The sequence below is a fragment of the Microbulbifer agarilyticus genome (genome assembly GCF_020171345.1).
In the GTDB taxonomy this organism is placed as follows: domain Bacteria; phylum Pseudomonadota; class Gammaproteobacteria; order Pseudomonadales; family Cellvibrionaceae; genus Microbulbifer; species Microbulbifer agarilyticus_D.
On the sequence record NZ_JAIUZM010000001.1, the window covers coordinates 977,136 to 999,889 of the forward strand.

The following is a 22,754-nucleotide window of genomic DNA, read 5'->3' on the forward strand; positions in this document are numbered from 1 at the left end:
CAACGTCGGCCTCAGGCCAACACCTCCGCGATAGTACCGAGCAACTTACCCTCGTCGACCGGCTTGGTCAGGTAGGCACTAGCCCCCTGGCGCATACCCCAGACACGGTCGGTATCCTGATCCTTGGTGGTCACAATCACGACTGGAATGCCAGCGGTCTCGCCGCCCTTGCTCAGCTGACGAGTGGCCTGGAAACCATTCAGGCCCGGCATCACGATATCCATCAGGATAACGTCGGGGCGCTGTTCACGCGCCACGTCCACACCGCTCTCGCCATTGGTGGCGGTAAGCACGGCGTGACCGTTCTTTTCAAGAATGGTGGTCAGTTTGTGAGTTTCGGTTGGCGAGTCATCGACGATTAGCACTCTGGCCATCTTGTCCCCCGAGATAGTGTTGTCCACTCCGGCCATCGCAATTTTACCGGGCGGATGTTGTTGGCACTGGCCACCCCCATGAACGGAGTGTGACCACACGCTTTGTTATTTATTGCAAACGACACTGACGTTCATGACTTTCGATCACTTTTAAGATCGTTGACCGGCACCAGTGTGGCTGGATGCAGTAGTCTACGCCATTTCTGCCAAGGGTTTCACGCCCTGAATGAGAAGTCATTCTCAGGCAGCGTGATGCGGTTTGGCATGGGCGGAAATTGCGCCCAGAAGTTCGCTTTTACTGAACGGTTTGGTCAGGTACTGATCGCAGCCAACCACGCGCCCCTTCGCCTTGTCGAACAGGCCATCCTTACTGGACAGCATTACGACAGGTGTGCTGCGGAATTCGCTGTTGTTTTTGATCAGCGCACAGGTCTGATAACCGTCCAGGCGCGGCATCATGATGTCCACAAAGATAATGTCCGGACGCGAATCGGCGATCTTCGCCAGCGCATCGAAACCATCGGTGGCGGTAACGACCGCGCAACCGGCTTTTTGCAGCAACGTTTCCGCTGTGCGACGAATGGTTTTACTGTCGTCAATCACCATCACGGTGAGACTTTCCCAGTTGAGCTCCATAGTGTGTTCCCAAATCCCCTTCTACTTATTTTCAGGCGTCTCGGGTTTAAGCGCCGGGCCTGTCTTTACAACCTCATTACGGGGTCCGATCGTTGCTGCGAACAGCCACCTGGGGCGGGCTTGCGCACTTTCGCAAACCCAGTGACCGGCGGACGCAGATCAGATGCAAACTTGTATCACAGATGACCTGGTGAATCTAGCGACGTCCGAGTGTGGCAGCGCACAATGATCATTTTGTGAGCGGTGCCGCACTTTACTCACCAGCGCTTCTACACAGGCAGCTTGCAGAGTGAGGACACTACTCTTACCTTACCCGTTGCGCGGCCACCCACTCTTGGCGCGCCCCACCCAGCAAGTTCAGTTTGACGGACATTCTATGAGCCAGACTCTCGGCGTGGTCATGGACCCCATTGCCAATATCAACTTCAAAAAAGACACCTCCCTCGCCCTCCTGTTGGCGGCCGAGCGCGCAGGATTTGAGTTGTACTATTTCGAACAGGCAGACCTGTATCTCGACGGCGCCAAGCCGATGGGCAACGGTGCGCCGCTGCAGGTGTTCGAAGACCCGCAAAACTGGTTCAAACTCGGTGAGCGCAAGCCGGTGCACCTGGGCGACCTCGACGTGCTGCTGATGCGCGTGGACCCGCCGTTCGATAACGAATACATCTACGCGACCTACATTCTCGAAGCCGCCGAGCGCGCCGGCACCCTGGTTGCCAACAAGCCGCAGTCCCTGCGCGACTGCAACGAAAAGATTTTCGCCACCCACTTTGCCGACTGCATCCCGCCACTGATCGTGAGCCGCGACATGCAGCAACTGCGCGCTTTCCACAGCGAACACCAGGATGTGATTTTCAAACCCCTCGATGGCATGGGTGGCACCGGCATCTTTCACGTCAAGCCGGATGGCAGCAATATCGGCGCGATTCTCGAGACCCTTACCGAAGACGGCCAGCGCCAAATTATGGGGCAACGCTACATTCCCGAGATCAAAGACGGCGACAAGCGCATTTTGGTTGTAGACGGTGAGCCGGTACCTTATAGCCTCGCGCGCATCCCACAAGCCGGGGAAACCCGCGGCAACCTGGCGGCAGGCGGGCGCGGAGAGGCGCGCCCGCTCACTGAACGCGACCTGGAAATTGCTCACCGCGTCGGCCCCACGCTTAAAGAAAAGGGATTACTGTTTGTCGGCCTGGACGTAATCGGCGACTATCTCACCGAAGTCAACGTGACCAGCCCCACCTGTGTACGGGAAATTGACGCAGCCTTCGGTACCGATATCGGCGGTATGCTGATGCGCGCGATCACAGACCGATTGGCAAAAAAGGGATAAACTGCCTAGCGAATGGTCCAGTACCCGGCCCGCAACATTCAATCGGGCCGATGGGTGCTGAAATCGAGCAGAAGTAACCGCAACCGCAGTAACAACAATAACCAAAATGACCGCAGCTCCCAGCCAGCCCAAGCGCCAGACTCCGCCACACGCCCCGGCCAACCAACCATCCCAGGGTGATCGGTTTACCTTTGCCCTGTTTCTGGCCTGTGCCCTGCATGCTCTGTTGATATTCGGCGTTGCGTTTACCGCACCGGAGGCCCGTGAGGCACCGCCGACACTGGAAGTCACCCTGGCTCAACACCGCTCCATGGATGCACCGGAAGACGCCGACTATCTGGCACAGCACAACCAGCAAGCCAGCGGCACCGCGGAAACGCCCAAGGAACTGTCTGCCGACCGCTACGCGGAGATTGCCGACACCAGTATTCGACAGGTCAATCCGCTGCCCCAACAACAAGCAGCGCGCCCGGCAGACCAGCTGCGCCAGCTGATCACCACCATCGGCGATAGCCCCACTCAGGCACCAGAGCTTCCCGCCGAGGACAAACGATCGGAAGAAAGGCGCGGTGACGCGCCGTCAGACCTGCCTCCCACCAATCCGGAAATCGCCAGCCTGCAGGCACGCCTCGACAAGATTCGCCAGACCATTGCCCAGCGCCCACGGGTACGCCGCCTCACCTCAGTCGCCACCAAGGCCTCCCCTGATGCGGCCTACCTGCACGACTGGCGCCAGAAGGTAGAAGCAGTTGGCAACGACAACTTCCCCGAAGAAGCCCTCGCCCGGCAGATCACCGGCGACCTGCGTATGATGGTGCGCCTCTTGCCCACCGGCGCGGTCGAAGAAGTGGTCATCCTGGAGTCCTCCGGCGAACCCATCCTCGACGATGCCGCGCAGCAGATTGTGCGCCTGGCGGCGCCGTTCGCGCCTTTCCCCGCCGAAATTCGCCAGCAAGCCGACCGGCTGGAAATCATCCGCACCTGGCGCTTCGAAATGACCGGTTTCTCCACCGCCGCCGGTAAAACTCCCAGCCGCGGCTGACAGCCTCTAAACTAGCACCATGCAACCCACAAATACCGATAAGCTCGACAGCGATCTCACCAGCAACAGCCTGCGCGGGCAATTGCTTCTGGCCATGCCCGGCATGCAGGATCCGCGCTTCGTGCATGCGGTCGCATTTGTTTGCGAGCACAGCGCCGACGGCACCATGGGCGTGGTCATCAATGCGCCGAGTAAAGTGACCTGGAAAGAAGTGTTTTCCCAACTCGAACTCGACGACGTCAGTCTGCGCGGTGATGAACCGGTACTGGTGGGTGGCCCGGTGGCCCAGGAGCAGGGGTTTGTGCTGCACGGCCGCGGCATGCAGTTCGCCTCGACCGCCGAGGTCTCTGAAGACATCAGCCTGACTGCATCCAAGGACATTATCGAATCCCTCGCCGCCGGCCGCGGCCCCGACGACGTGCTACTGGCACTCGGTTACGCCGGCTGGGGACCCGGGCAACTGGAACAGGAAATTGCCGAAAATGCCTGGCTGACACTGCCGGCCTCCGCCGAAATCCTGTTTGCTACCCCGTGGGAAAAACGCTGGCAGGCCGCCGCCGCACGCCACGGGATTGACCTGAGCGGGATCGGCACCCAGTCCGGTCACGCTTAGGATTACGTTTTACGCAATGAAAGCCATCACCGCCCTCGCCTTCGACTTCGGCACCAGCTCCATTGGCCTGGCCTACGGCCAAAGCCTCACCGGCAGTGCCCGTGAACTGGATCCACTTCCGGCCAAAGACGGCAAGCCGGACTGGAACCGGGTACAAAGTATCGTCGACGAATGGAAACCCAAGGTGCTGGTGGTTGGGCTGCCACTGAACATGGACGGCAGTGAAAGCGAGTTTGGCGCCCGCGCGCGCAAATTTGGCCAGCGCCTGCACGGCCGCCTGGGCCTGCCGGTGGAATATGCCGATGAGCGCCTTAGCACCCGCGCCGCCAAAGACGAAGCGCGCGACCGTGGGCATCGCGGCAATTACGCCGACCAGCCGGTAGACTCCATCGCCGCACGCATCTTTCTCGAGGACTGGCTGCGCAACGTCGCCACCACCTGAGTCACTGGCCGGTAATCCGGCGCACAAGCTGGTAAACTTGCGCGCAACATCAGTCCAGCCAGTTTTCGCGCATGCCCGAATCAAACAACACCACCAGTTCCCCGATTTCCACTGTCCGCATCGCTACCCGCGAGAGCGCGCTGGCCCTGTGGCAGGCCCACTTCGTCAAAGGTGAACTGGAACGGCACCATCCGAATCTCACCGTGGAACTGCTGCCCATGACCAGCCGCGGCGACCAGCTGCTCAGCATCCCGCTGAACAAGGTGGGAGGCAAAGGGCTGTTTGTGAAAGAGCTGGAAAAAGCCATGCTGGAAGGCCGCGCCGATATCGCCGTGCACTCGATGAAGGACGTGCCGATGGAATTCCCTGAAGGCCTGCACCTGCCGGTGATCTGTGAGCGCGAAGACCCGCGCGATGCCTTTGTGAGCAATCACTACGCCTCTTTCGCAGATCTCCCGCAGGGCGCGGTAGTTGGCACCTCCAGCCTGCGCCGCCAGTGTCAGCTGCTGGCGGTGCGCCCGGATCTCGAGGTCAAATTCCTGCGTGGCAACGTGAATACCCGCCTGGCCAAACTGGACGCCGGCGAGTACGACGCTATCATCCTCGCCGCCGCCGGCCTGCTGCGCCTGGAAATGCGTGAGCGTATCGCCGCCTACATCGAGCCGGAAGTATTGCTGCCTGCGGGCGGCCAGGGCGCCGTGGGCATCGAGTGCCGCCGTGACCCGGCGCTGGAGGCCTTGCTGGCACCACTGCAGCACGATGAAACCCGCTTCCGTCTCGACGCCGAACGCGCCATGGTGCGCCGTTTGAATGGTGGCTGCCAGGTACCGATTGGCTGCTATGCAATTTTCAGTGACGAAAGTAAAACCCAGCTGTACCTGCGTGGCCTGGTGGGCAGCCCCGACGGCGCAACCATGCTGCGCGGCGAAGTCCACGGTTCTATCGAAGAAGCGAAATCCCTCGGCATTCGCCTGGCCGAACAACTGCTGCAGGCCGGCGCCGACGAGATCCTCGCGGCCATTTAATTCGACCACCGCAACCGCATAGCAATGACCCAACCCCTCGCCGGCCAGCGCATTCTGATCACTCGCCCCACGCACCAGAGCGACCGCTGGCAGGCACTGCTGCAAGCGCAGGGAGCGATAGTGGATAGCATTCCAATGCTGGCTATCGAACCGGTAACCGATGTGGACGCGGTACAGGCAGTAAAAAGCCTGATTATGGATTTTGACCAGTTCGACCACGCCATCTTTGTCTCGCAGAATGCGGTGCAATGCGGCTTTGACTGGCTGGATGATTACTGGCCGCAACTGCCGCAGGGGCCGCGGTACTACGCCATCGGCGCGGCAACGGCCAAAGCGATTCGCAACCGCGGCGCCGAGCCGGAGTCTTGCGACAGTGCTGCGATGGATTCTGAAGCGCTACTGGGCCTAGCGCCACTGCAAAACCCCGATGGCGAGCGTGTCATCCTCTTTCGCGGCCAGGGTGGGCGCCCACTGATCGGCCAGACACTGGCAGAGCGCGGCGCGCGCATCGACTACTGTGAGCTTTACCAGCGCCTGCTGCCGAGTGCAGCCTGCGAGCAACTGCGTGCCTACGCGCACACCCCCGATGCCATTACCCTGCACAGTGGGGAAACCCTGGAAAACTTGCAGCGCGCGCTGGAAGAGACCGGCAAACGCGCAGCGCTGAATAACTGCCCCCTGATCCTGCCGAGCCAGCGAGTTGCCGAACAGGCCCGGGCCCTCGGCTTCAGCAAGGTTTTTGCCGCCAAGAACGCTGGCGACGCGGCCATGCTGGACGCATTGAGCGAAGTAGTTTCCTCCCATCATTGCTGAAATTCCGCCGATCACGGTAAAAAATTTTATTTCCGCGCCAGACTTCCTATAAAGAACCGCTGCAGTCGCTATAATTTGGCGACAAATTTTCTAGCGGCCTCCGTGCAGTCCACCGCCCTGACAACCGCCAGAACGACCGGTGCCCCCACGCATCCACCCTGAGCAAGCGAGCCCATGAGCGATAAAAAAGCCCCAGCTTCCGCCACGCCGGACGACAAAAAAACCAATAACCAGAAAGACGTGCCTACGGTGACAGACAAGGCGGAGCCGAAGAGCAACTTCGCCAAGGCCGCAGAAGGTCGCGACACAAACGGCAAAAAGGGTGACAAGGCCGCAGTAAAAACTGGCGGCTCAAAGACCGGAGCAAATACAAAAGCCCCAACCAAGCCCCGCGCCGCAAAGAAGGGCAGCGGTTGGACCTGGTTCTGGTTGCTACTACTGGCACTCATTGCCCTCGCGGTCGCCGCCTGGTACTTCATTCCCAGTGTGCGCACCCAAGCCAACAGCCACCTGCAGAACTTGCCACTGGTGGGGCGGCATTTCGCTGCCGACACACAGACCATTTCGCAGAGTGGCCGCACCACGGCCACCCGAGACAATGTATCGACAGCGGGCGGCCAGTCGAAAGGCGCCGACAGCGTATCCTCTACACCCTCCGCCACGGGTAACAACAATGCCACCGACGCAGGGTCGACAAATAACCAGAGCGCAGCAGCCGACAGCGCGCAGCCACCAGTACCCGAGCAACCCATACTGCAGCCCAGCGAATCCCAGCCCACGCCGCCGACGGCAACTTCACCCACGCCGCCAGTAAACCAGAACCTTGAGTTGATCAAAGGCCTGCGCCAGCAACTGGAACAGCAAAATCAGGTGATCGAACAGCTGCAGCAACAGCTGGCTGGTGTACAGCGCAATGTCACCGCGCAGGGCAATCGCCTGAGCCAGCTGGGCAACGCCAGCCGCGAGGACTGGCAACTGGCCGAAGCGGATTACCTGCTGCGCCTGGCCAACCAGCGTCTGATGCTGGAGCAAGACAGCCGCTCCGCCCTCGGTCTGCTGCAGGAAGTCGACAAAATTATCCGCGACGTAGACATGCCGGATTTATACGGTGTGCGCCAGCAGCTGTCCCGCGATATCACCGCGCTCAAGCTGGTGGAAAACGTGGACCGCGAAGGCCTCTACCTGCGTTTGCGCGCGCTGGAGGAGCAGATGGTGAAATTGAACATCCAGCCCCAGTTCGACCTGGCCAAGCGCGATGCGGCCGCCATCCAGCAGCAGAACGACAACCCCGAGATCGGCGAGGCACACTTCCGCTCCAGCTGGGATAACTTCCTCAACTTCCTCAAAGGCTCCGTGCGCATTCGCGATGGCGAGGTGGACCCGGTACTGCTGTCGCCACAGAGTGAAACCCGATTCCGCCAGAGCCTGCGCCTGAATATGGAACAGGCCGAGTTGGCGGTACTGCGCGCGGACGACACCGTATTCAAGGATTCGATGAATCACGCGCGTCAACTGCTACTGGACTATGGCGTGGACAACCCGCAGCGCCAGGTAATCCTGCGTGAGCTGGAAGAACTCGCGCAGGAAAAAGTCAAAGTCGAGCTGCCCAACCTGAGCGCGTCGCAGACCGCACTGCGCAATTACATCGACAAAATGCACAAGGTTTCCTCCGGGCAAACCCCTGACAACGACAACGGAGGTAGCGACTGGTGAAACGCTTTCTCCTATTTACCCTGCTGTTGCTGCTCGGCGGCGCCTTCCTCGCCGAGGCCATGCGCTCCTACCCAGGCTACCTGCTATTAATGATCGGCGGCGATGGCGGGAAACGTATTGAAATGAACCTGTGGGTCGCCATCGGCGGCCTGGCCCTGGGCGTACTCGCGCTGTTCCTGTTTATCTGGTTGCTGCGCAGCATTGCGCGGGCGATTGGCGGCAGCGTCAGCCGCATCCGCTTCGGCCGCAGCCGTATTGCACGCCGCCGGCTTACCAACGGCCTGGTGGAGTTTATGGAAGGCAACTGGGCACGCGCGCGGCGATTACTGCTGAAAAGCGCCGCGCGCTCCGATGCGCCCATCATCAATTACCTGGCGGCCGCACGCAGTGCATTCGAACTCGGATACCGGGACGAAGCCAACGAGCTTCTGGCCAAGGCCGAAGCCACCGGCGACGACACCCAACTCGCCGTAGCCATCAGCCAGGCGCGCATGCAATTGCTCGACAAGCACTACGAGCAATGTATCGCCAGCCTGCAGCGCGCCATGCAGCAGGAGCCCAATCATCCGGCACTGCTACAACTGCTACGCCACGCCTATTACAACATCGGCGAATGGCACGGACTGCGCGAGCTGTTACCGAGACTGGAAAAACACGGCAGCATGCCCGAGTCGCAGTTCCAGCAGCTGGAGCTCGAGGTCTACCAGAACCTGCTGCGCGACGCCGCCAATCGCGACGATAAAGAAAAGTTGCGCGAAACCTGGCACAGCCTCAGCGGGCGCTGGCAGCGCAATATTGAGCTGCGCAATCTCTATGGGGAAATGCTGCACAAGGTGGGCGACGACGTTGAAGCGGAAAAACACCTGCGCTGGATTTTGAACCGGGAGTGGCGCGCGGACACCGTGCGTTTATACGGGCACCTGACCGGCGCCGACGCCAGTCAGCAGGTCACCATCGCCGAAGGCTGGCAGAAGGAATACGGGGAAAACGCCGATCTTCTCACCTGCCTGGGCCGTCTGTATCTGCGCAATCAAATCTGGGGCAAGGCGCGGCAGTACTTTGAAAAGAGCCTGCTGCTGCGCTCGGATCCGGAGACCTCCGCCGAGCTGGCGCGACTGCTGTATGCCCTCGGCGAAAAAGACAAAGCCGCGCAGCTGTATGAGCAAGGGCTGCTGCAGGCGGTCTCCACCCTGCCCCAGCTACCGCTACCCGACCAGCAAGCGCATATGCTCAGCACGCGGGCATCCTGATCACAGGAGTCCGCGCAACGCCTCCGGGGCCAGTCCCCAGCCGTATTTTTCGTTGTCCGCCAGCGCAACGGCTTCCGACGGTTCCAGGAAGGCCAGCTCATGGTTGGTCGACAATCCGATACTTTTCACATACTTCGGAATCTTCTAAAGCGATAAAAGCTTCCCAAGTAACAACAGAGCCCAGAAACGTCTTAACGCACAATGACAGAAGTTTCGTACAGCGCCTGTTTTATCATCCCAATCTGCTTATGCAGGAAATGTTCACCACTACCAGTGAAAGTCCACGCAATAGATACCAAATTAGAAAGTACGCAAATCCAGAATATTTGGCGAAAAGGTTGTTTCGATGTCTTGTGATTGAACAGTGCCTGCCCCAACAGGGCTCCCGGCCAACCACCAATGAACGACAGCAAATGCAGGGTATTTTCGCTGGTACGCCAGCGCCCCGTTAGTGCAGCCAACTTATCCCACCCATAGACCAAGATGGTCAAAATCGAGAGCATACCAATGAGATAGAGCATCTCAATTGGGTAACGGTTGATTGAAATCGCAAAAGCTATACCGGCTAAAAAACCGGCCACAATGGAGAACTGGAAAAATATGAACCACGCTTTTTTACTGCGTTTCATAGTTCAAACCACGACTGGCTATCATCCGCGGGCACCATCCGGCTGCATAGCGTCCCAACGCAGAATAGAAATGGGTTGCGTCCATCAAACTGGTGGCCGCTCCTATTGATCGCTAACCAGGTAATTCAGTATATCGACGACCTGTTGTGGGGTAGTTGCCCATGCATATGCCGCAGCGTCCACTTCTTTTAGGGGGTGGACGATATCTTCAGCATGCAAGGTAATGTATGGCTTACCCAGAGCGGCGCAATAGCCCGCATCAAACGCTGCATTCCATTGCTTATACTTATCACCAAACCGAATGATCGCAACATCACATTGTTCGATGAGCGTCTTTGTGCGTATTGCGTTTACTTTTGCCGACTTGTGATCGCGCCAAAAACCGGATTCTTCAGTGCCAAGCACATCACCTGCCGCATCACTGGCAGCGTGATCGGTGACTGCAGATGAAAAAACAAAATCACTCCCGGCACAACCATCGATAATTTGTTTGCGCCAGTCTGTGTGGATTTCACCGGAAAGATAGATGTTTAGCCCCATAATTGTATTCCTTAAACCTAAAATATACTTATATAAAAACTTCATTCTTTAAGCAGCATAAAGCAACCCGCTAACTTCTGCCGTTTGATAATGGCCGAGGGGAGCAAGCCGGTGTCCAATATACTTCCTAACGTCTTTACTTACTTTTATGGACTAACTTATGCGCATGCTGCTCCCAATCCTGGCCGTCAAATTCAGTGATGTTAATTGATACTGGTACGGTATCCAGGCAATTCACATTAATGTCGATACCATCTGGGTTTGACCTGGGCGTATAAAACGGCTTGATGCCGCACGCCTTACAAAAGGTATGCTTTGCAACGCCAGTGCCGAAGGTGTAGGTAGAAATCGAATCGGCCCCGGATAGCAAGCGAAATTTATTGAGCGGAACGATCAAATGTAGGAACCCGGACTTCGAACAGATTGAGCAGTTACAGCGATCGACCTCAAGTACTTCTGGGGCCTCCACCTCAAAAGTGATGGCTTCGCAGTGACAGCTACCCTGATAGAGCATCATATAATCTCACGTAAAGCCAACCTCACTGGGCCAGGCATTAAAATCCTCGCCAACCGTTTTTATCATATCCATACGCCCTCCCTGGCGCTGTGGTGGCTTATTTAAAGTCCGAGCTCACCCCAGATCTCGTCGACTTTCTGCGTTACTTCCGGGTCTTTCACAATTGGGCGCCCCCACTCGCGGGTGGTTTCGCCTTCCCACTTGTTGGTGGCGTCAAAACCGATTTTGGAACCCAGGCCGGATACCGGTGAGGCGAAGTCCAGGTAGTCGATGGGTGTGTTTTCGACCATGACGGTGTCCCGCGCGGGATCCATTCGGGTGGTCATGGCCCAGATCACATCCTTCCAGTCGCGGGCGTTCACGTCGTCGTCGGCAACGATGACGAACTTGGTATACATAAACTGCCGCAGGAAGGACCAGACGCCCATCATCACGCGCTTGGCGTGGCCGGGGTACTGCTTCTTCATGGTGACCACCGCCAAGCGATAGGAGCAGCCTTCCGGGGGCAGGTAGAAATCGACGATTTCCGGGAACTGCTTGCGCAGGATGGGCACGAAGACTTCGTTCAGCGCTTCGCCGAGTACCGCCGGTTCATCGGGTGGACGGCCGGTGTAGGTACTGTGGTAAATAGGGTCTTTGCGATGGGTAATTTTCTCGACGGTGAAGACCGGGAAGCTGTCCACCTCGTTGTAGTAGCCGGTGTGGTCCCCATAGGGGCCCTCATCCGCCATATCTTCTGGGTAGATATAGCCCTCGAGCACGTATTCGGCGCTTGCCGGCACCTGCAGGTTACTGAGTTTGGCCTCGGCCACTTCGGTCTTGCTTCCGCGCAACAGGCCGGCAAATGCGTATTCCGACAGGGTATCGGGTACGGGGGTGACGGCGCCGAGGATGGTGGCGGGATCGGCACCGAGCGCGACGGCTACCGGAAAGGGCTCACCGGGGAATTCCTGCTGCCACTCGCGGAAGTCCAGGGCACCGCCGCGATGGGAGAGCCAGCGCATGATCAGGCGGTTCTTGCCGATCAGCTGCATGCGGTAGATGCCGAGGTTCTGGCGCTTCTTTTCCGGTCCGCGGGTAATCACCAGCGGCCAGGTGACTAGCGGCGCGGCGTCGCCGGGCCAGCAGGTCTGTATCGGCAGTTTGGTGAGGTCGATGTCGCCAGTTTCGATTTCGATCTGCTGAGAGTCGGCCTTACTCACGACTTTCGGCCCCATATTCATGACTTGTTTGAATATGGGGAGCTTTTGCCAAGCGTCCTTGAAACCCTCTGGCGGCTGCGGCTCCTTGAGGAACGCCAGCAGCTCACCAACCTGGCGCAGCTCGGAGATGGACTCTTTACCCATACCAAGGGCGACGCGCTCGGGCGTACCAAATAGGTTGGCGAGCACCGGGGTATCGTAGCCGGTGGGGTTTTCAAACAGCAACGCCGGGCCACCGGCACGCAGGACGCGGTCGGCGATTTCTGTCATTTCCAGGTAGGGGCTTACCGGGTGGGTAATACGCTTCAGCAGGCCGCGCTTTTCCAGCAGCTTGATAAAGTCGCGCAGATCTTTGTATTTCATGCTTTATGGGTCGACGGGAAATTCACCGGCCAGTGTAAAACAGTCAGCACAAAATAGGGAACGAACGCTGTCAATTCGACAGAGTTGGGGAGATTTAGGGAGGGGAGAACAACCCGCAGTACAGGACTGCGGGCTGCCGAACTTCTAAGAAATCTTAGAAGCGGGGACGACGCGGACGGTCTTCGCGCGGCTTGGCTTCGTTAACACGGATGTTACGGCCAGACAGCGGCTGATCATTCATTTCTTCGATTGCCTTACGCGCTTCGTCGTCGTTCGGCATTTCTACGAAACCAAAACCTTTAGAACGGCCAGTTTCCCGGTCAGTGATTACAGTAGCCCGGGAGATTTCACCGAACGCACCAAAAGCTTCGTGCAGTTCGTCAGAGGTTACGCCGTAGGCCAGATTTCCAATATAGATATTCACAAAAAAGTCTCACATGAGTAAGTGGGCTGTCGTGCATTCACAAACGGATAACCAGCACCACCACGTTATCCACTTGAGTTTGGTCCGGAGTCAGACAACTTCCCAGCTATCTGGAACCAATTCGGTAAGTGTTGAAAAACCGCACAACACATTGGTGGAAGCCTTTATATGCCTAACACCGAGGGTTTTCAACTGAATTCGACGTAATTTCACGCCTCATTCAACGTATTGCAAATTTCATCTGCATTACACGAAAAAGGCCGGCATTTAATGCCGGCCTTCATACTAAAAGAGAATTATTTCCGTTTCATGGACAGGAAGAATTCATCATTCGTCTTAAAGTCTTTGAGCTTATCGATAAGGAATTCGGTGGCGGCCAAATCTTCCATATCATGAAGCAGCTTGCGCAGGATCCAAACGCGCTGCAGCTCACCTTCCGGCATTAGCAGTTCTTCGCGGCGAGTACCGGAGCGGCGCACGTTAATTGCGGGATATACGCGTTTTTCAGCGATCTTGCGATCCAGCTGCAGTTCCATGTTGCCGGTACCTTTGAATTCCTCAAAGATCACTTCGTCCATTTTGGAGCCGGTATCCACAAGTGCGGTGGCGATAATCGACAGGCTACCGCCTTCTTCGATGTTACGCGCTGCACCAAAGAAGCGCTTCGGGCGCTCCAGTGCGTGCGCGTCCACACCACCGGTGAGCACCTTACCGGAGCTGGGCACAGTGGTGTTGTACGCACGTGCCAGACGGGTAATGGAGTCCAGCAGGATCACCACATCTTTTTTGTGCTCTACCAGACGCTTGGCTTTTTCAATCACCATCTCTGCAACCTGCACGTGACGCGCAGGCGGCTCGTCAAAGGTCGAGGCAACCACTTCACCGCGCACCGAGCGCTGCATTTCAGTGACTTCTTCCGGGCGCTCGTCGATCAGCAGAACAATCAGGTGACATTCCGGGTTATTGCGGGTAATCGCCTGTGCCATGTTCTGCAGCATAATGGTTTTACCGGCCTTGGGCGGTGCCACGATCAAGCCACGCTGACCTTTACCGATTGGGGCTACCAGATCGATGATCCGGCCGATCAGGTCTTCAGAGGAACCATTACCGCACTCCAGTCCCAGCCGGTCATTCGGGAACAGCGGCGTGAGGTTTTCAAACAGAATCTTGTTGCGCGCGTTTTCCGGCTTATCGAAGTTGATGTCGCTGACTTTCAGCAGGGCGAAGTAGCGTTCACCTTCTTTAGGGGGGCGAATTTTGCCGGAGATGGAATCGCCGGTACGCAGGTTGAAGCGGCGAATCTGACTCGGGGAAACATAGATGTCGTCCGGGCCCGCGAGGTATGAGGAGTCTGCGGAGCGCAGGAAGCCAAAACCATCCTGGAGGATTTCCAATACACCTTCGCCGTAGATGTCTTCACCGCTTTTGGCGTGGCGCTTCAGGATATTGAAAATAATGTCCTGTTTGCGCGAGCGGGCGAGGTTTTCGAGCCCCATGCCCTTGGCAATTTCAATCAGCTCTTCAATGGGTTTGGTTTTTAATTCAGAAAGGTTCATACCAATTGCTTTATTACGGTTTCTTCTGTCGGTTCGCGCGGACGCGCTGGACGTTTCTGCGGAGGGAGTTGAAGTTTCGATGGTGATAATGCCTAGTTCGACATGCTGGCTGGATTACTAACCGAAGCAACACTCATTCAAGTTATTCACGTTTTCTCTCGAACCCTAATCGATAACAACGACCCGGGTAAAACGGATCCCTATTTACCACGACACTAGTGCCTGATTGCCAATATGGCTGCGACAGATATGCCAGTGGGGGATGTTCAACTTGAGGAGTTTGCGCCGGAGAGGCCGCGTCAGCAGCGGGGTTGGCGACTTGGCTCAGGTTTAGACTGAACAGTTAATTTGATTACTAGCCAGTATAACCGCAGTTCGGCATCCTGCAAGGGCTATTTCGCAAGCCTGGGGCGCCATTACCCGGGGCTTCGCCCCTCTTATCTCCTGTCGCGCATGAGGCCCAATGCCCCAAAACGACACAGGGCGCCAATGGCGCCCTGCGGGATCGATCAGATCTGGCTGTCGATAAACTCGGTCAGCTGAGCTCGGGACAGAGCGCCGACCTTGGTGCCTTCCACGTTGCCGCCTTTAAACAGCAGCAGGGTCGGGATGCCGCGCACGTTGTACTTGGCCGCGGCCTCTTTGTTCGCATCTACGTCCACTTTGACGATTTTCAGCTTCTCGCCGTAGTGACCGGAAAGATCTTCCAGAACCGGAGCGATCATCTTGCAGGGGCCACACCACTGTGCCCAGAAGTCTACCAATACCGGGCCTTCGGCCTTCAGTACTTCGGCTTCAAACTCTGCATCGGTTACGTTTACGATGTTCGCGCTCATAATGCTTTCCTGTGGTTCTGTTTCTTCAGGCCGGTGCCCGGACTGGCAGACATAATAAGTAGGGTCCGCAGCCCCCGCAAGGCAATTACTTTCACCATTCATGGCGTTTTGCCCTATATGCGGTCCGATTTGGGGTTTTCAAGGGTAACGCTGTGGAATACCGCAGCGGCTCAGCTTTCCACCAGATAACGCTGCAATATCTCGTCTATATAGTCATAGCCAAATCGGGTGGTGCCAATGGTGGGCCCCAGTGGGCGCACCAGCTCCATCGCCTCGAGGCGCCGCCATTCCCGGCGCAAGGTATCGAGCGGCAGCCCGGTATATTGCTCAAAACTCTGCGCGGGCACCCCGGCTTCGAGCCGCAAGGCATTCATCAGGAACTCCAGCGGGCGATCCTCCCCCGCCACCTCCTGCAGCTTGGGCAGTGGAAACTCCACGCCGCCGGCACCGGTTCCACAACCCAGTGCCAGGTAGTGCTTCGGCGCGCGGGTTCGCTGGGTGCGCAAAATTCGCCCGGTTTGCGGCAAGGTCACCTTGCCGTGGGCACCGGCACCAATACCGAGGTAGTCGGCAAAGGACCAGTAATTGAGGTTGTGCCGGGAGGCGAGCCCCGCACGGCCATAGGCCGACACCTCATAGCGGCCATAGCCCTGCTCTGCCAAATACGCCCGGCCGACCTTTTGGATCGCCGCAATCTGCTCGGACCCGGGAGTAACCGGGGGTGCCGAGTAAAAGGCGGTATTGGGTTCGATGGTGAGCTGGTACCAGGAAATATGCTCGGCACCCAGGGCAACCGCCTGCGCCAGGTCCTGCAGCGCTTCAGTCTCGCCCTGCCCCGGCAGGCCGTGCATCAGGTCGATATTGATATTATCGAAACCCGCCGTGCGCGCCTGGGTCGCCGCGGTCAGCGCCTCGGGGCCAGAGTGGATGCGCCCGAGGTTCTGCAGCTGCAGCGGGTCGAAGCTCTGCACTCCGATCGACAGGCGATTGACGCCGGCGTGGCGATAGCCGGCAAACTTGGCCTGCTCAAAGGTACCCGGGTTCGCTTCCAGGGTGATCTCGATGTCGTCGGCAAAGCCCACCAGCGACTCGGCGAGATCGAGAATGCGGCCGATGGCCAGCGGCGAAAACAGGCTGGGCGTACCGCCGCCAAAGAAAATGGAGCCAAACTTGCGCCCCTGAACCCAGGGCAACTGGCTGCGCAGATCGCGCTCCAGCTGATCCACATAGTCTGCCTCTGGCAGATGACGCTCACCGGCTGGACTGCCCTGCGCATGCTCCAGGGTGCCGGCAACAAATTCATGGGAGTTGAAATCGCAATACGGACACTTGCGCACACACCAGGGGATATGCACGTAGAGGCTGAGCGGTGGCAACGCCAACAGCGAGCGGCCGGTACCCTGAGCGGTCATCTAGAAAAACTTCGTGCCGGTTACGCTATGGGCCTGCTGTTCCGGCACCACCATTTCCTCATGCCACAGCTGCTCGAACTTTTTCACCGCATGCGCCCGGTGGCTGAGACGGTTTTTCACTTCTCGCGGCAACTGTGCCGAGGTGAGCTGTTCCGAGGGAACGTAAAACAGCGGATCGTAGCCAAAACCCTGATCGCCGGCGGGTGCAGTCAGGATTACCCCGCTCCAGCGCGCGGTACATACCAGCGGGACGGGGTCATCCGCGGCGCGCACAAAGGCCAGTGCGCAGTGAAAACTGGCACCGCGTTTTTCTGCGGGCACACCTTCCAGCGCTTGCAGCAGTTTCTGGTTGTTCTCAGCGTCGCTGGCGCCGGCACCGGCGTAACGCGCAGAATAAATACCCGGTGCGCCGCCGAGTGCGTCCACCGCCAGTCCCGAGTCATCCGCCAGCGCGGGCAAACCACTGGCGCGGCTCGCATGGCGCGCCTTGATCAGGGCATTTTCAATAAAACTGAGACCGGTTTCTTCCGCCTCATCCTGCAAAAATTCGGACTGAGGCAACACCGCAATCTGCCAGCCAGAAAACAATTGGGAAAACTCTTTCAGCTTGCCCGCATTGCCACTGGCGAGGACGATTTTTTCCATAGGAAGCGAGTTCCGTTCAACGCAAAACAGCGAACGCGCTGCGCTCGCTGTTATTCAAGTAAAAGGGTGACGGTTTGCGATTCAGTTCTTGTGCAACTGGCGACGGAAGGTCAGCTGCTGCTTGCTGCCGTCGGGCATTACCAGATCGATTTTGAAAGTCAGGCTTTCTTCGTTCTCAAAGCGGAACGGCGCCAGGTAATACACCGCGTCGCCATCGCGCACTTCCTGAAACACCAGGGGGCGCGACTGCTGGATCAGGTTCATCGCGTTGCCGGAAACGCCAGCACTCTCACCCTTGGTACCGTCTTTTTTACCGACGGAAATATTCACAAAGGCCCGGTCACGGGCACGCACCAGATTGTACTCACGCGCAATTTCCGGAGGGATAAAGTCGCTGTTAAACACCGAATAGCTCACCCGGTAATCGCCGAAGTCCTGATGGTTCTCGATGATCTTGGCTTGTTGCGCCGCGGCCGCTGCAGCCCACAGCAATAAGGCCACAGAAATAAATGCAGCAAAATAACGTTTCACGGCGTCCTCCTGTCTGGTTTCCATGCGCACTCAGGCTTCTTGCAGCCTGAACACATGGCGGATAAAACGACCCACTACAAATAATATTAGCGAGTCAGATGGTAAATCGCTGTCTCGCCGAATAAATTCGGCAAAAAGTCCTTCAACACGCCGGAAACCGGGGACTCCGATACCGCCTGGCGGTGCAGAATCTTCCAGTTGTGCTCCCGACACAGCACTTCAAAGTCTTTGAAAGTACAAAAGTGAATATTGGGCGTGTCGTACCATTCGTAAGGTAATAAATCCGACACTGGCATGCGACCCGAAAAGGCCAGGTGCCAGCGCGCCTTCCACTGCCCGAAATTGGGGAAAGTTATAATGCATTCGCGCCCGACCCGCAGCATTTCCTCTACCACCAGGTGCGGAAAACGCAGGGTTTGCAGGGCCTGGGTCATTAGCACCGTATCGAAACTGTGATCGGCGAAATTTTTCAGGCCGTTATCCAGGTTCTGCTCCACCACGTTGACACCGCGCTCGACGCATTTTTGGATTTCTTCCGGATCGATTTCAACGCCGTAGCCACTGACCTGCTTCTCGCTGGCCAGACGTGCAAGCAGCGCACCATCACCACAACCCAGGTCGAGCACCCGCGATTGCGCCGGCACCCAGTTGTGGATGATATCGAGATCCTTACGCATCATTGGACCACCTCGGCGCGTGCGCTGTCCGCCAGTTCGCGGGCAACATTATTCATATACGCAGCGAAAATATTTTCGTAGCGCGCGTTCGGCAACAGGAAGGCGTCGTGGCCCATGGGCGACTCCACCTCCGCGTAGGTGACCGGTACATTGGCGTGCATCAGAGCGTCGGCAATTTCCCGGGAGCGTTCCGGCGCAAAGCGCCAGTCGGAGGTGAACGACACCAACAGGAATTTACTGCGCGCATGGGAGAATGCCGCCACCGGGTCGTCATCGTATTCCCGCGCGAGATCGAAATAATCCAGGGCACGGGTCATCAGGATATAGGTATTCGGGTCAAAGCTGCCAGAGAAGGAGTCGCCCTGATAGCGCAGATAGCTCTGCACCTGGAACTCCACCAGCTCTTCCACACCCTGTTCAAAGGTGCCGGAGCGCAATTCACGGCCGAATTTCTTGCCCAGCCCATCGTCCGACAGGTAGGTGATGTGTCCGATCATGCGCGCAACCGCGAGGCCATGGCGCGGCAAAGTATCTTCTTCCAGATAGCGACCATCCCGAAAATCCGGGTCCGAGGTGATGGCCTGGCGGGCGGTTTCGTTAAACGCAATATTTTGCGCAGACAATTTCATCGCCGAGGCGATCACCACGCAATGGCGCAAACGCTCCGGGTATTCCAGTGACCAGCGCATGGCCTGCATGCCACCCAGACTGCCACCGACCACCGCAGCCCACTGCTGGATACCCAGTAAGTCGGCCAGTTGGGCCTGGCTGTGTACCCAGTCGCGCGCGCGCAGCGGCGGGAAGTCTGCACCCCAGGGTTTGCCGGTTTCCGGGTTGATGGAGGTTGGCCCGGTGGAGCCGTGGCAACCACCGAGATTGTTCAGGGCAACCACGAAAAACCTGTTGGTGTCGATGGGTTTGCCGGGGCCGATATAGTGATCCCACCAGCCCGGACGCTTGTCGCTGGCACTGTGGTAACCGGCGGCGTGGTGGTGGCCGGACAGCGCATGGCAGATGAGTACGCCGTTGCTTTTGTCGGCGTTAAGTTTCCCGTAGGTTTCGTAGACCAGGGTGTATTCGTCCAGCACGCGGCCACAGGCCAGTTTGAACGGGCCTGGGAATGTGTGGCTTTTTGGCTCGACAATACCGACGGAGTTGGCGGGCAGCCCTGCCGGTTTTCCTGAGTGGTGAGATTGCGCTTCCGTGGTCAAAGTTTTTCGCATTTACTTACTGGGCGGGGCGCCAAGTTTACGAAAGCTGGGGACTGTAGTACACCTGTTAGCTTGCTGTGGTCACGCGCCGCCGTGCCCCCGAGGGCACAGCTAACCGCAAAAATTGCCCACAAGCTAGGAAGTGGCGGGCGCCTTCAGTGGGGTGACATTATCCGCAACCGCCGCTACCGGCGCCGGTGCAATCGGCTGTGGCGCCGCCTGGGTGTGCTTGAGCAGATCTTCCAGCGCACCCAGCGCGCTGTGGTTGCGCACCAGTTCTTCTTCCAGCGTACGCAGGTCGGTGCGCTTGCCCTGGGTTTTCTGCTTGAGCTCGGTAAGCTTGATCATGTGGCGGTTCAACAGGTGCTTCTGGTACTGCACATGCTGTTTCAGTGGCTCGAGCACCTGTTCCAGCCAGCCATCCACGGAGGAGATCATCTGGCTGTACATGCGGCCCACCTCGTTGGCGAGGGTTGCCACGAAGCGTTCGGTCAGGCGATTACGTCGCGCCAGCAGCAGCTGTGGTGAACGGCGCAATTGCGCCGCCTGGCGGTGCAGGCCGCGCAGAGCCGCCCGGAAGCCGCCAATATCAAAGTGCTGCTCGTTGGAAACGATGTTGTTCAGGGTCGAGCGATCGTAAATCGCATCTACCAGACGGTTGGTCTGATCCACTTCCCGCTCGAGATTGGACAGCTGATATTCCACGCCCCCCATAAAACCATCAATGGCGCGGGCCAGTCCCAGCGGCGACCAGCGCTCGTTCAATGCCGTGCGGGTTTCGTCGATCAGCTGCTGTAGCTGCTGGCTGGACACCGGTGCCAGCAGGGAGGCGCGCTGGCGGGCCAGCATGCGCTGGCTGGATTTCAGGGTCAGCAGCTCCTGGTGACAGTACTTGTGCTGCTCCTTGGCGGTGGCGTGCAGCTGCTTCAGTTCTTCAAACTGCTCCGGGCTGGCGGAGCCGCGGCGCTTCAGGTGGTCCAGCGTTGCACGGCCACTGTTGAGACGATTCTTGAGCAGGTCGCGGGTGTCTGCCATCAGGGTCAGGGCCTGATGCAGCGAGCGGTGATTGGCCACCTTGTCGCGGTGCTCCATCAAACGCTGCACCAGCAGCTTTTCGAACTCGCCAAAGCAGCTTTGTTGCAGCAGCATCGGGTCGCGCTCGGCGCGCGCCAGCAGGGCTTTTTTCGCGGACACGCCGACCACGTTTTCCTGTGGCAGCGACAGCAGCTTGCTCACCTCACCGCGCATCTTGCGCAGCATCTGGTCCGGGTCTTCGTCCGGGTCGTCCCACAGTACGTCGATCTTATTCAACAGCGCCATTACTGCGGTGCCGCGATGCTCCTTGAGCGGCACCAGATGGGTTTCCCACATATTGAGGTCGGTGCCGCTGACACCGGCATCGGCGGAGAGCAGGAAGGCCACCGCCTGTGCACTCGGCAGGGTGGATAGGGTCAATTCCGGCTCGTTCCCCAGGGCATTGAGCCCGGGGGTATCAATAATGCGCAGGCCCTGGGCCAGCAGCGGATGCGGCAGGGAAATCAGTGCGTAGCGCCACGCCGGGATCTGCACCAAATTGCCATTACCATCCAGGTGGCGACGGTCAAAACCGTAGCGCGCAGCTTCTTCCGGCATCACCGCCTTGGTGGCAGCCACCTTCATCAGCGCTTCGCGAGTGGCGCCCGCATCTTCCGGGTCAAAATCAAAGTTGACCCACTTCTGCGGAATACGGCGGAAGCTTTCCAGGCTGGTATTGGTGGCCAGGGTCTCGATGGGCAGCAGGCGGACAGACGCCTGTTCAGTGCCATCACTGTAAATTTCGGTGGGGCACATGGTGGTGCGGCCGGGGCGCGAGGGCAGCAGCCGCTTGCCATAAGTGTGTGACAAGAGCGCGTTGATCAGCTCGGTCTTGCCGCGGGAGAACTCACCTACCAAGGCGACGGTAAACTGGTCATCCACCAGTAACTGGCGCGCCTGCTGCACCACCTGGCGGGCACCGGCAGAGTTGGGAAAGTGCTCTTCCAGCCAGTGACTAAACCGGTGGAACTGCGTATCCAACCCCTTCTTCCAGAGATCGTAGTCGGCTATGTGCTGGCGCAAGGTCACATCTTCCATGTTTGGGAGTTCTTATTCTTACTACTTGGACGAATTTACAATTTCACCGGGCATTCTCCAGCATGCGCGCCCGGAGTTAAACCCTGGCACAGGGATTTCGCGAACTGGATAGCGTAAGGAAAGTGAAATGCGGAGAGAGAAAACGAGAGCTGACAGTTATGACAGCTCTAATAGACCGGGAGGGGCGCTTGAAAACGTAGCGAGCGGGGCCTCGACAGCCCCGCGCAACAGTTTTCTAACGGCCCTCAGAAAGGGATATGCCAGAACAGGTTGTACACCAACTGCGGCATGCTGGCGCTCTGCGCAAGACCCACCAGCAGTTTGTCCGCCACCGTCAGCAGGATGAACACGAAGATCGGGCTAATATCGATCACCCCCAGCGGTGGAATCACCTTGCGCACCGGCGCATATACGGGCTCCAGCAACTGGCGCAGCAGCATCAGCGCTGGATGTGAGCTTTGCGGTGCAATCCAGCTGACCACGATGGAGATCAACATGCCCACAAACAGGATGGCGATCAGCGTCATCAGAACACCCAGCAGGGACCACAGCAGTGCGCTCAGCGGGTTGAGCATGCCGGCGCCAGCGAGAAACCCGGCACCCATAATCATCACCCAACCCACCAGTAGTGCGAGCACCAGGGAGGCCATATCGATGCCAAACATTCCAGGCACAATTTTGCGCAGCGGGCGCAGCAGCGGGTTGGTCACCTTGACGATGCCCTGCGAGATCGGATTGTAAAAGTCCGCCCGCGCCAGCTGCAGCATAAAGCGCAGCAGCACCGCAAACAGAAACAGAACCCCGATGGTGGCGAGAATGAATACGCCGATATTGCTAAAGGTGTTGGCCATTAAGCTT

Annotated in this window: 25 protein-coding genes; 8 read left to right on the plus strand and 17 right to left on the minus strand. The window is 58.1% G+C overall.

Annotated features, from left to right (window positions below):
- Window positions 1–11 precede the first annotated feature (11 nt).
- Together pilH and pilG are read right to left on the minus strand one after the other, a co-directional pair.
- Window positions 12–374 carry a twitching motility response regulator PilH gene (pilH, locus tag LCM31_RS03935; protein WP_077399693.1) on the minus strand — a complete coding sequence of 121 codons (363 nt, stop codon included), beginning with the start codon at window positions 372–374 and terminating at the stop codon, window positions 12–14.
- A gap of 240 nt (window positions 375–614) precedes the next feature.
- Window positions 615–1,010 (minus strand): twitching motility response regulator PilG, encoded by a 396-nt coding sequence (gene pilG / locus LCM31_RS03940; RefSeq protein WP_010132439.1) that lies wholly within the window; start codon window positions 1,008–1,010, stop codon window positions 615–617.
- 376 nt (window positions 1,011–1,386) lie between these two features.
- Between pilG and gshB the strand changes: the two genes are divergently transcribed.
- The 8 genes from gshB to LCM31_RS03980 all read left to right on the plus strand — a co-directional run bounded on the left by gshB (window position 1,387) and on the right by LCM31_RS03980 (window position 9,241).
- A complete protein-coding gene (gene gshB / locus LCM31_RS03945) occupies window positions 1,387–2,343 on the plus strand; it encodes a glutathione synthase (protein ID WP_224867738.1) in 957 nt (318 codons plus the stop codon).
- A gap of 106 nt (window positions 2,344–2,449) precedes the next feature.
- Window positions 2,450–3,385 (plus strand): energy transducer TonB, encoded by a 936-nt coding sequence (locus LCM31_RS03950; RefSeq protein WP_224867740.1) that lies wholly within the window; start codon window positions 2,450–2,452, stop codon window positions 3,383–3,385.
- 19 nt (window positions 3,386–3,404) lie between these two features.
- The gene (locus tag LCM31_RS03955; protein WP_224867742.1) at window positions 3,405–3,998 is read left to right on the plus strand and encodes a YqgE/AlgH family protein; all 594 of its coding nucleotides are present in this window, start codon (window positions 3,405–3,407) and stop codon (window positions 3,996–3,998) included.
- Window positions 3,999–4,014: 16 nt separating this feature from the next.
- Window positions 4,015–4,440 carry a Holliday junction resolvase RuvX gene (ruvX, locus tag LCM31_RS03960; RefSeq protein ID WP_222229311.1) on the plus strand — a complete coding sequence of 142 codons (426 nt, stop codon included), beginning with the start codon at window positions 4,015–4,017 and terminating at the stop codon, window positions 4,438–4,440.
- A gap of 71 nt (window positions 4,441–4,511) precedes the next feature.
- A complete protein-coding gene (hemC, locus tag LCM31_RS03965) occupies window positions 4,512–5,465 on the plus strand; it encodes a hydroxymethylbilane synthase (protein ID WP_224867745.1) in 954 nt (317 codons plus the stop codon).
- 24 nt (window positions 5,466–5,489) lie between these two features.
- Window positions 5,490–6,278 (plus strand): uroporphyrinogen-III synthase, encoded by a 789-nt coding sequence (locus tag LCM31_RS03970; RefSeq protein ID WP_224867747.1) that lies wholly within the window; start codon window positions 5,490–5,492, stop codon window positions 6,276–6,278.
- 174 nt (window positions 6,279–6,452) lie between these two features.
- Window positions 6,453–7,991 carry a uroporphyrinogen-III C-methyltransferase gene (locus LCM31_RS03975; RefSeq protein WP_224867749.1) on the plus strand — a complete coding sequence of 513 codons (1,539 nt, stop codon included), beginning with the start codon at window positions 6,453–6,455 and terminating at the stop codon, window positions 7,989–7,991.
- Window positions 7,988–9,241 (plus strand): heme biosynthesis HemY N-terminal domain-containing protein, encoded by a 1,254-nt coding sequence (locus LCM31_RS03980; protein WP_224867751.1) that lies wholly within the window; start codon window positions 7,988–7,990, stop codon window positions 9,239–9,241. Before LCM31_RS03975 ends, LCM31_RS03980 begins: the two co-directional genes overlap by 4 nt.
- Here the strand turns inward: LCM31_RS03980 and LCM31_RS16270 are convergent, their stop codons facing one another.
- The 15 genes from LCM31_RS16270 to LCM31_RS04050 form a co-directional block, all read right to left on the minus strand.
- Window positions 9,242–9,370 carry a hypothetical protein gene (locus LCM31_RS16270; protein ID WP_263600891.1) on the minus strand — a complete coding sequence of 43 codons (129 nt, stop codon included), beginning with the start codon at window positions 9,368–9,370 and terminating at the stop codon, window positions 9,242–9,244. It lies immediately after the preceding gene.
- A 62-nt stretch (window positions 9,371–9,432) separates the two neighbouring features.
- Entirely contained in the window at window positions 9,433–9,870 is a 438-nt protein-coding gene (locus LCM31_RS03985) for a DUF1294 domain-containing protein (protein WP_224867753.1), read from the minus strand.
- A 102-nt stretch (window positions 9,871–9,972) separates the two neighbouring features.
- Window positions 9,973–10,410: a YtoQ family protein gene (locus LCM31_RS03990; RefSeq protein WP_224867754.1), complete on the minus strand. Its 438-nt coding sequence runs from the start codon at window positions 10,408–10,410 to the stop codon at window positions 9,973–9,975.
- Between the two features lie 136 nt (window positions 10,411–10,546).
- Window positions 10,547–10,927 carry a GFA family protein gene (locus LCM31_RS03995; protein WP_224867756.1) on the minus strand — a complete coding sequence of 127 codons (381 nt, stop codon included), beginning with the start codon at window positions 10,925–10,927 and terminating at the stop codon, window positions 10,547–10,549.
- Window positions 10,928–11,028: 101 nt separating this feature from the next.
- Entirely contained in the window at window positions 11,029–12,492 is a 1,464-nt protein-coding gene (ubiD, locus tag LCM31_RS04000) for a 4-hydroxy-3-polyprenylbenzoate decarboxylase (RefSeq protein WP_224867758.1), read from the minus strand.
- Window positions 12,493–12,646: 154 nt separating this feature from the next.
- The gene (locus LCM31_RS04005) at window positions 12,647–12,916 is read right to left on the minus strand and encodes an RNA recognition motif domain-containing protein (protein ID WP_010133764.1); all 270 of its coding nucleotides are present in this window, start codon (window positions 12,914–12,916) and stop codon (window positions 12,647–12,649) included.
- Between the two features lie 296 nt (window positions 12,917–13,212).
- Entirely contained in the window at window positions 13,213–14,472 is a 1,260-nt protein-coding gene (gene rho, locus LCM31_RS04010) for a transcription termination factor Rho (RefSeq protein ID WP_010133763.1), read from the minus strand.
- 509 nt (window positions 14,473–14,981) lie between these two features.
- On the minus strand, window positions 14,982–15,308 hold the full coding sequence (gene trxA, locus LCM31_RS04015; protein WP_077399614.1) for a thioredoxin TrxA: 327 nt from the start codon (window positions 15,306–15,308) through the stop codon (window positions 14,982–14,984).
- Between the two features lie 170 nt (window positions 15,309–15,478).
- Window positions 15,479–16,720, minus strand: coding sequence for a radical SAM family heme chaperone HemW (hemW, locus tag LCM31_RS04020; protein ID WP_224867760.1), 1,242 nt, complete (start codon window positions 16,718–16,720; stop codon window positions 15,479–15,481).
- Window positions 16,721–17,365: an RdgB/HAM1 family non-canonical purine NTP pyrophosphatase gene (gene rdgB, locus LCM31_RS04025; RefSeq protein ID WP_224867762.1), complete on the minus strand. Its 645-nt coding sequence runs from the start codon at window positions 17,363–17,365 to the stop codon at window positions 16,721–16,723.
- An 81-nt stretch (window positions 17,366–17,446) separates the two neighbouring features.
- The gene (locus LCM31_RS04030) at window positions 17,447–17,896 is read right to left on the minus strand and encodes a DUF4426 domain-containing protein (protein ID WP_224867763.1); all 450 of its coding nucleotides are present in this window, start codon (window positions 17,894–17,896) and stop codon (window positions 17,447–17,449) included.
- An 86-nt stretch (window positions 17,897–17,982) separates the two neighbouring features.
- Window positions 17,983–18,573 carry a methionine biosynthesis protein MetW gene (gene metW / locus LCM31_RS04035; RefSeq protein WP_224868662.1) on the minus strand — a complete coding sequence of 197 codons (591 nt, stop codon included), beginning with the start codon at window positions 18,571–18,573 and terminating at the stop codon, window positions 17,983–17,985.
- Entirely contained in the window at window positions 18,573–19,796 is a 1,224-nt protein-coding gene (gene metX / locus LCM31_RS04040; RefSeq protein ID WP_224867764.1) for a homoserine O-succinyltransferase MetX, read from the minus strand. The genes metW and metX overlap by 1 nt, the downstream gene beginning before the upstream one ends.
- Before the next feature lie 123 nt (window positions 19,797–19,919).
- Window positions 19,920–21,896 carry a dynamin family protein gene (locus LCM31_RS04045; RefSeq protein WP_224867765.1) on the minus strand — a complete coding sequence of 659 codons (1,977 nt, stop codon included), beginning with the start codon at window positions 21,894–21,896 and terminating at the stop codon, window positions 19,920–19,922.
- Between the two features lie 245 nt (window positions 21,897–22,141).
- A complete protein-coding gene (locus LCM31_RS04050; RefSeq protein ID WP_224867766.1) occupies window positions 22,142–22,747 on the minus strand; it encodes a YggT family protein in 606 nt (201 codons plus the stop codon).
- Between the last annotated feature and the right edge of the window lie 7 nt (window positions 22,748–22,754).

Bases quoted from the DNA above. Each gene is read 5' to 3' on its own strand.
- pilH (WP_077399693.1), bottom strand. From the start codon at position 374: ATGGCCAGAGTGCTAATCGTCGATGACTCGCCAACCGAAACTCACAAA.
- pilG (WP_010132439.1), bottom strand. From the start codon at position 1,010: ATGGAGCTCAACTGGGAAAGTCTCACCGTGATGGTGATTGACGACAGT.
- gshB (WP_224867738.1), top strand. From the start codon at position 1,387: ATGAGCCAGACTCTCGGCGTGGTCATGGACCCCATTGCCAATATCAAC.
- LCM31_RS03950 (WP_224867740.1), top strand. From the start codon at position 2,450: ATGACCGCAGCTCCCAGCCAGCCCAAGCGCCAGACTCCGCCACACGCC.
- LCM31_RS03955 (WP_224867742.1), top strand. From the start codon at position 3,405: ATGCAACCCACAAATACCGATAAGCTCGACAGCGATCTCACCAGCAAC.
- ruvX (WP_222229311.1), top strand. From the start codon at position 4,015: ATGAAAGCCATCACCGCCCTCGCCTTCGACTTCGGCACCAGCTCCATT.
- hemC (WP_224867745.1), top strand. From the start codon at position 4,512: ATGCCCGAATCAAACAACACCACCAGTTCCCCGATTTCCACTGTCCGC.
- LCM31_RS03970 (WP_224867747.1), top strand. From the start codon at position 5,490: ATGACCCAACCCCTCGCCGGCCAGCGCATTCTGATCACTCGCCCCACG.
- LCM31_RS03975 (WP_224867749.1), top strand. From the start codon at position 6,453: ATGAGCGATAAAAAAGCCCCAGCTTCCGCCACGCCGGACGACAAAAAA.
- LCM31_RS03985 (WP_224867753.1), bottom strand. From the start codon at position 9,870: ATGAAACGCAGTAAAAAAGCGTGGTTCATATTTTTCCAGTTCTCCATT.
- LCM31_RS03990 (WP_224867754.1), bottom strand. From the start codon at position 10,410: ATGGGGCTAAACATCTATCTTTCCGGTGAAATCCACACAGACTGGCGC.
- LCM31_RS03995 (WP_224867756.1), bottom strand. From the start codon at position 10,927: ATGATGCTCTATCAGGGTAGCTGTCACTGCGAAGCCATCACTTTTGAG.
- ubiD (WP_224867758.1), bottom strand. From the start codon at position 12,492: ATGAAATACAAAGATCTGCGCGACTTTATCAAGCTGCTGGAAAAGCGC.
- rho (WP_010133763.1), bottom strand. From the start codon at position 14,472: ATGAACCTTTCTGAATTAAAAACCAAACCCATTGAAGAGCTGATTGAA.
- trxA (WP_077399614.1), bottom strand. From the start codon at position 15,308: ATGAGCGCGAACATCGTAAACGTAACCGATGCAGAGTTTGAAGCCGAA.
- hemW (WP_224867760.1), bottom strand. From the start codon at position 16,720: ATGACCGCTCAGGGTACCGGCCGCTCGCTGTTGGCGTTGCCACCGCTC.
- rdgB (WP_224867762.1), bottom strand. From the start codon at position 17,365: ATGGAAAAAATCGTCCTCGCCAGTGGCAATGCGGGCAAGCTGAAAGAG.
- metW (WP_224868662.1), bottom strand. From the start codon at position 18,573: ATGCGTAAGGATCTCGATATCATCCACAACTGGGTGCCGGCGCAATCG.
- metX (WP_224867764.1), bottom strand. From the start codon at position 19,796: ATGCGAAAAACTTTGACCACGGAAGCGCAATCTCACCACTCAGGAAAA.
- LCM31_RS04045 (WP_224867765.1), bottom strand. From the start codon at position 21,896: ATGGAAGATGTGACCTTGCGCCAGCACATAGCCGACTACGATCTCTGG.
- LCM31_RS04050 (WP_224867766.1), bottom strand. From the start codon at position 22,747: ATGGCCAACACCTTTAGCAATATCGGCGTATTCATTCTCGCCACCATC.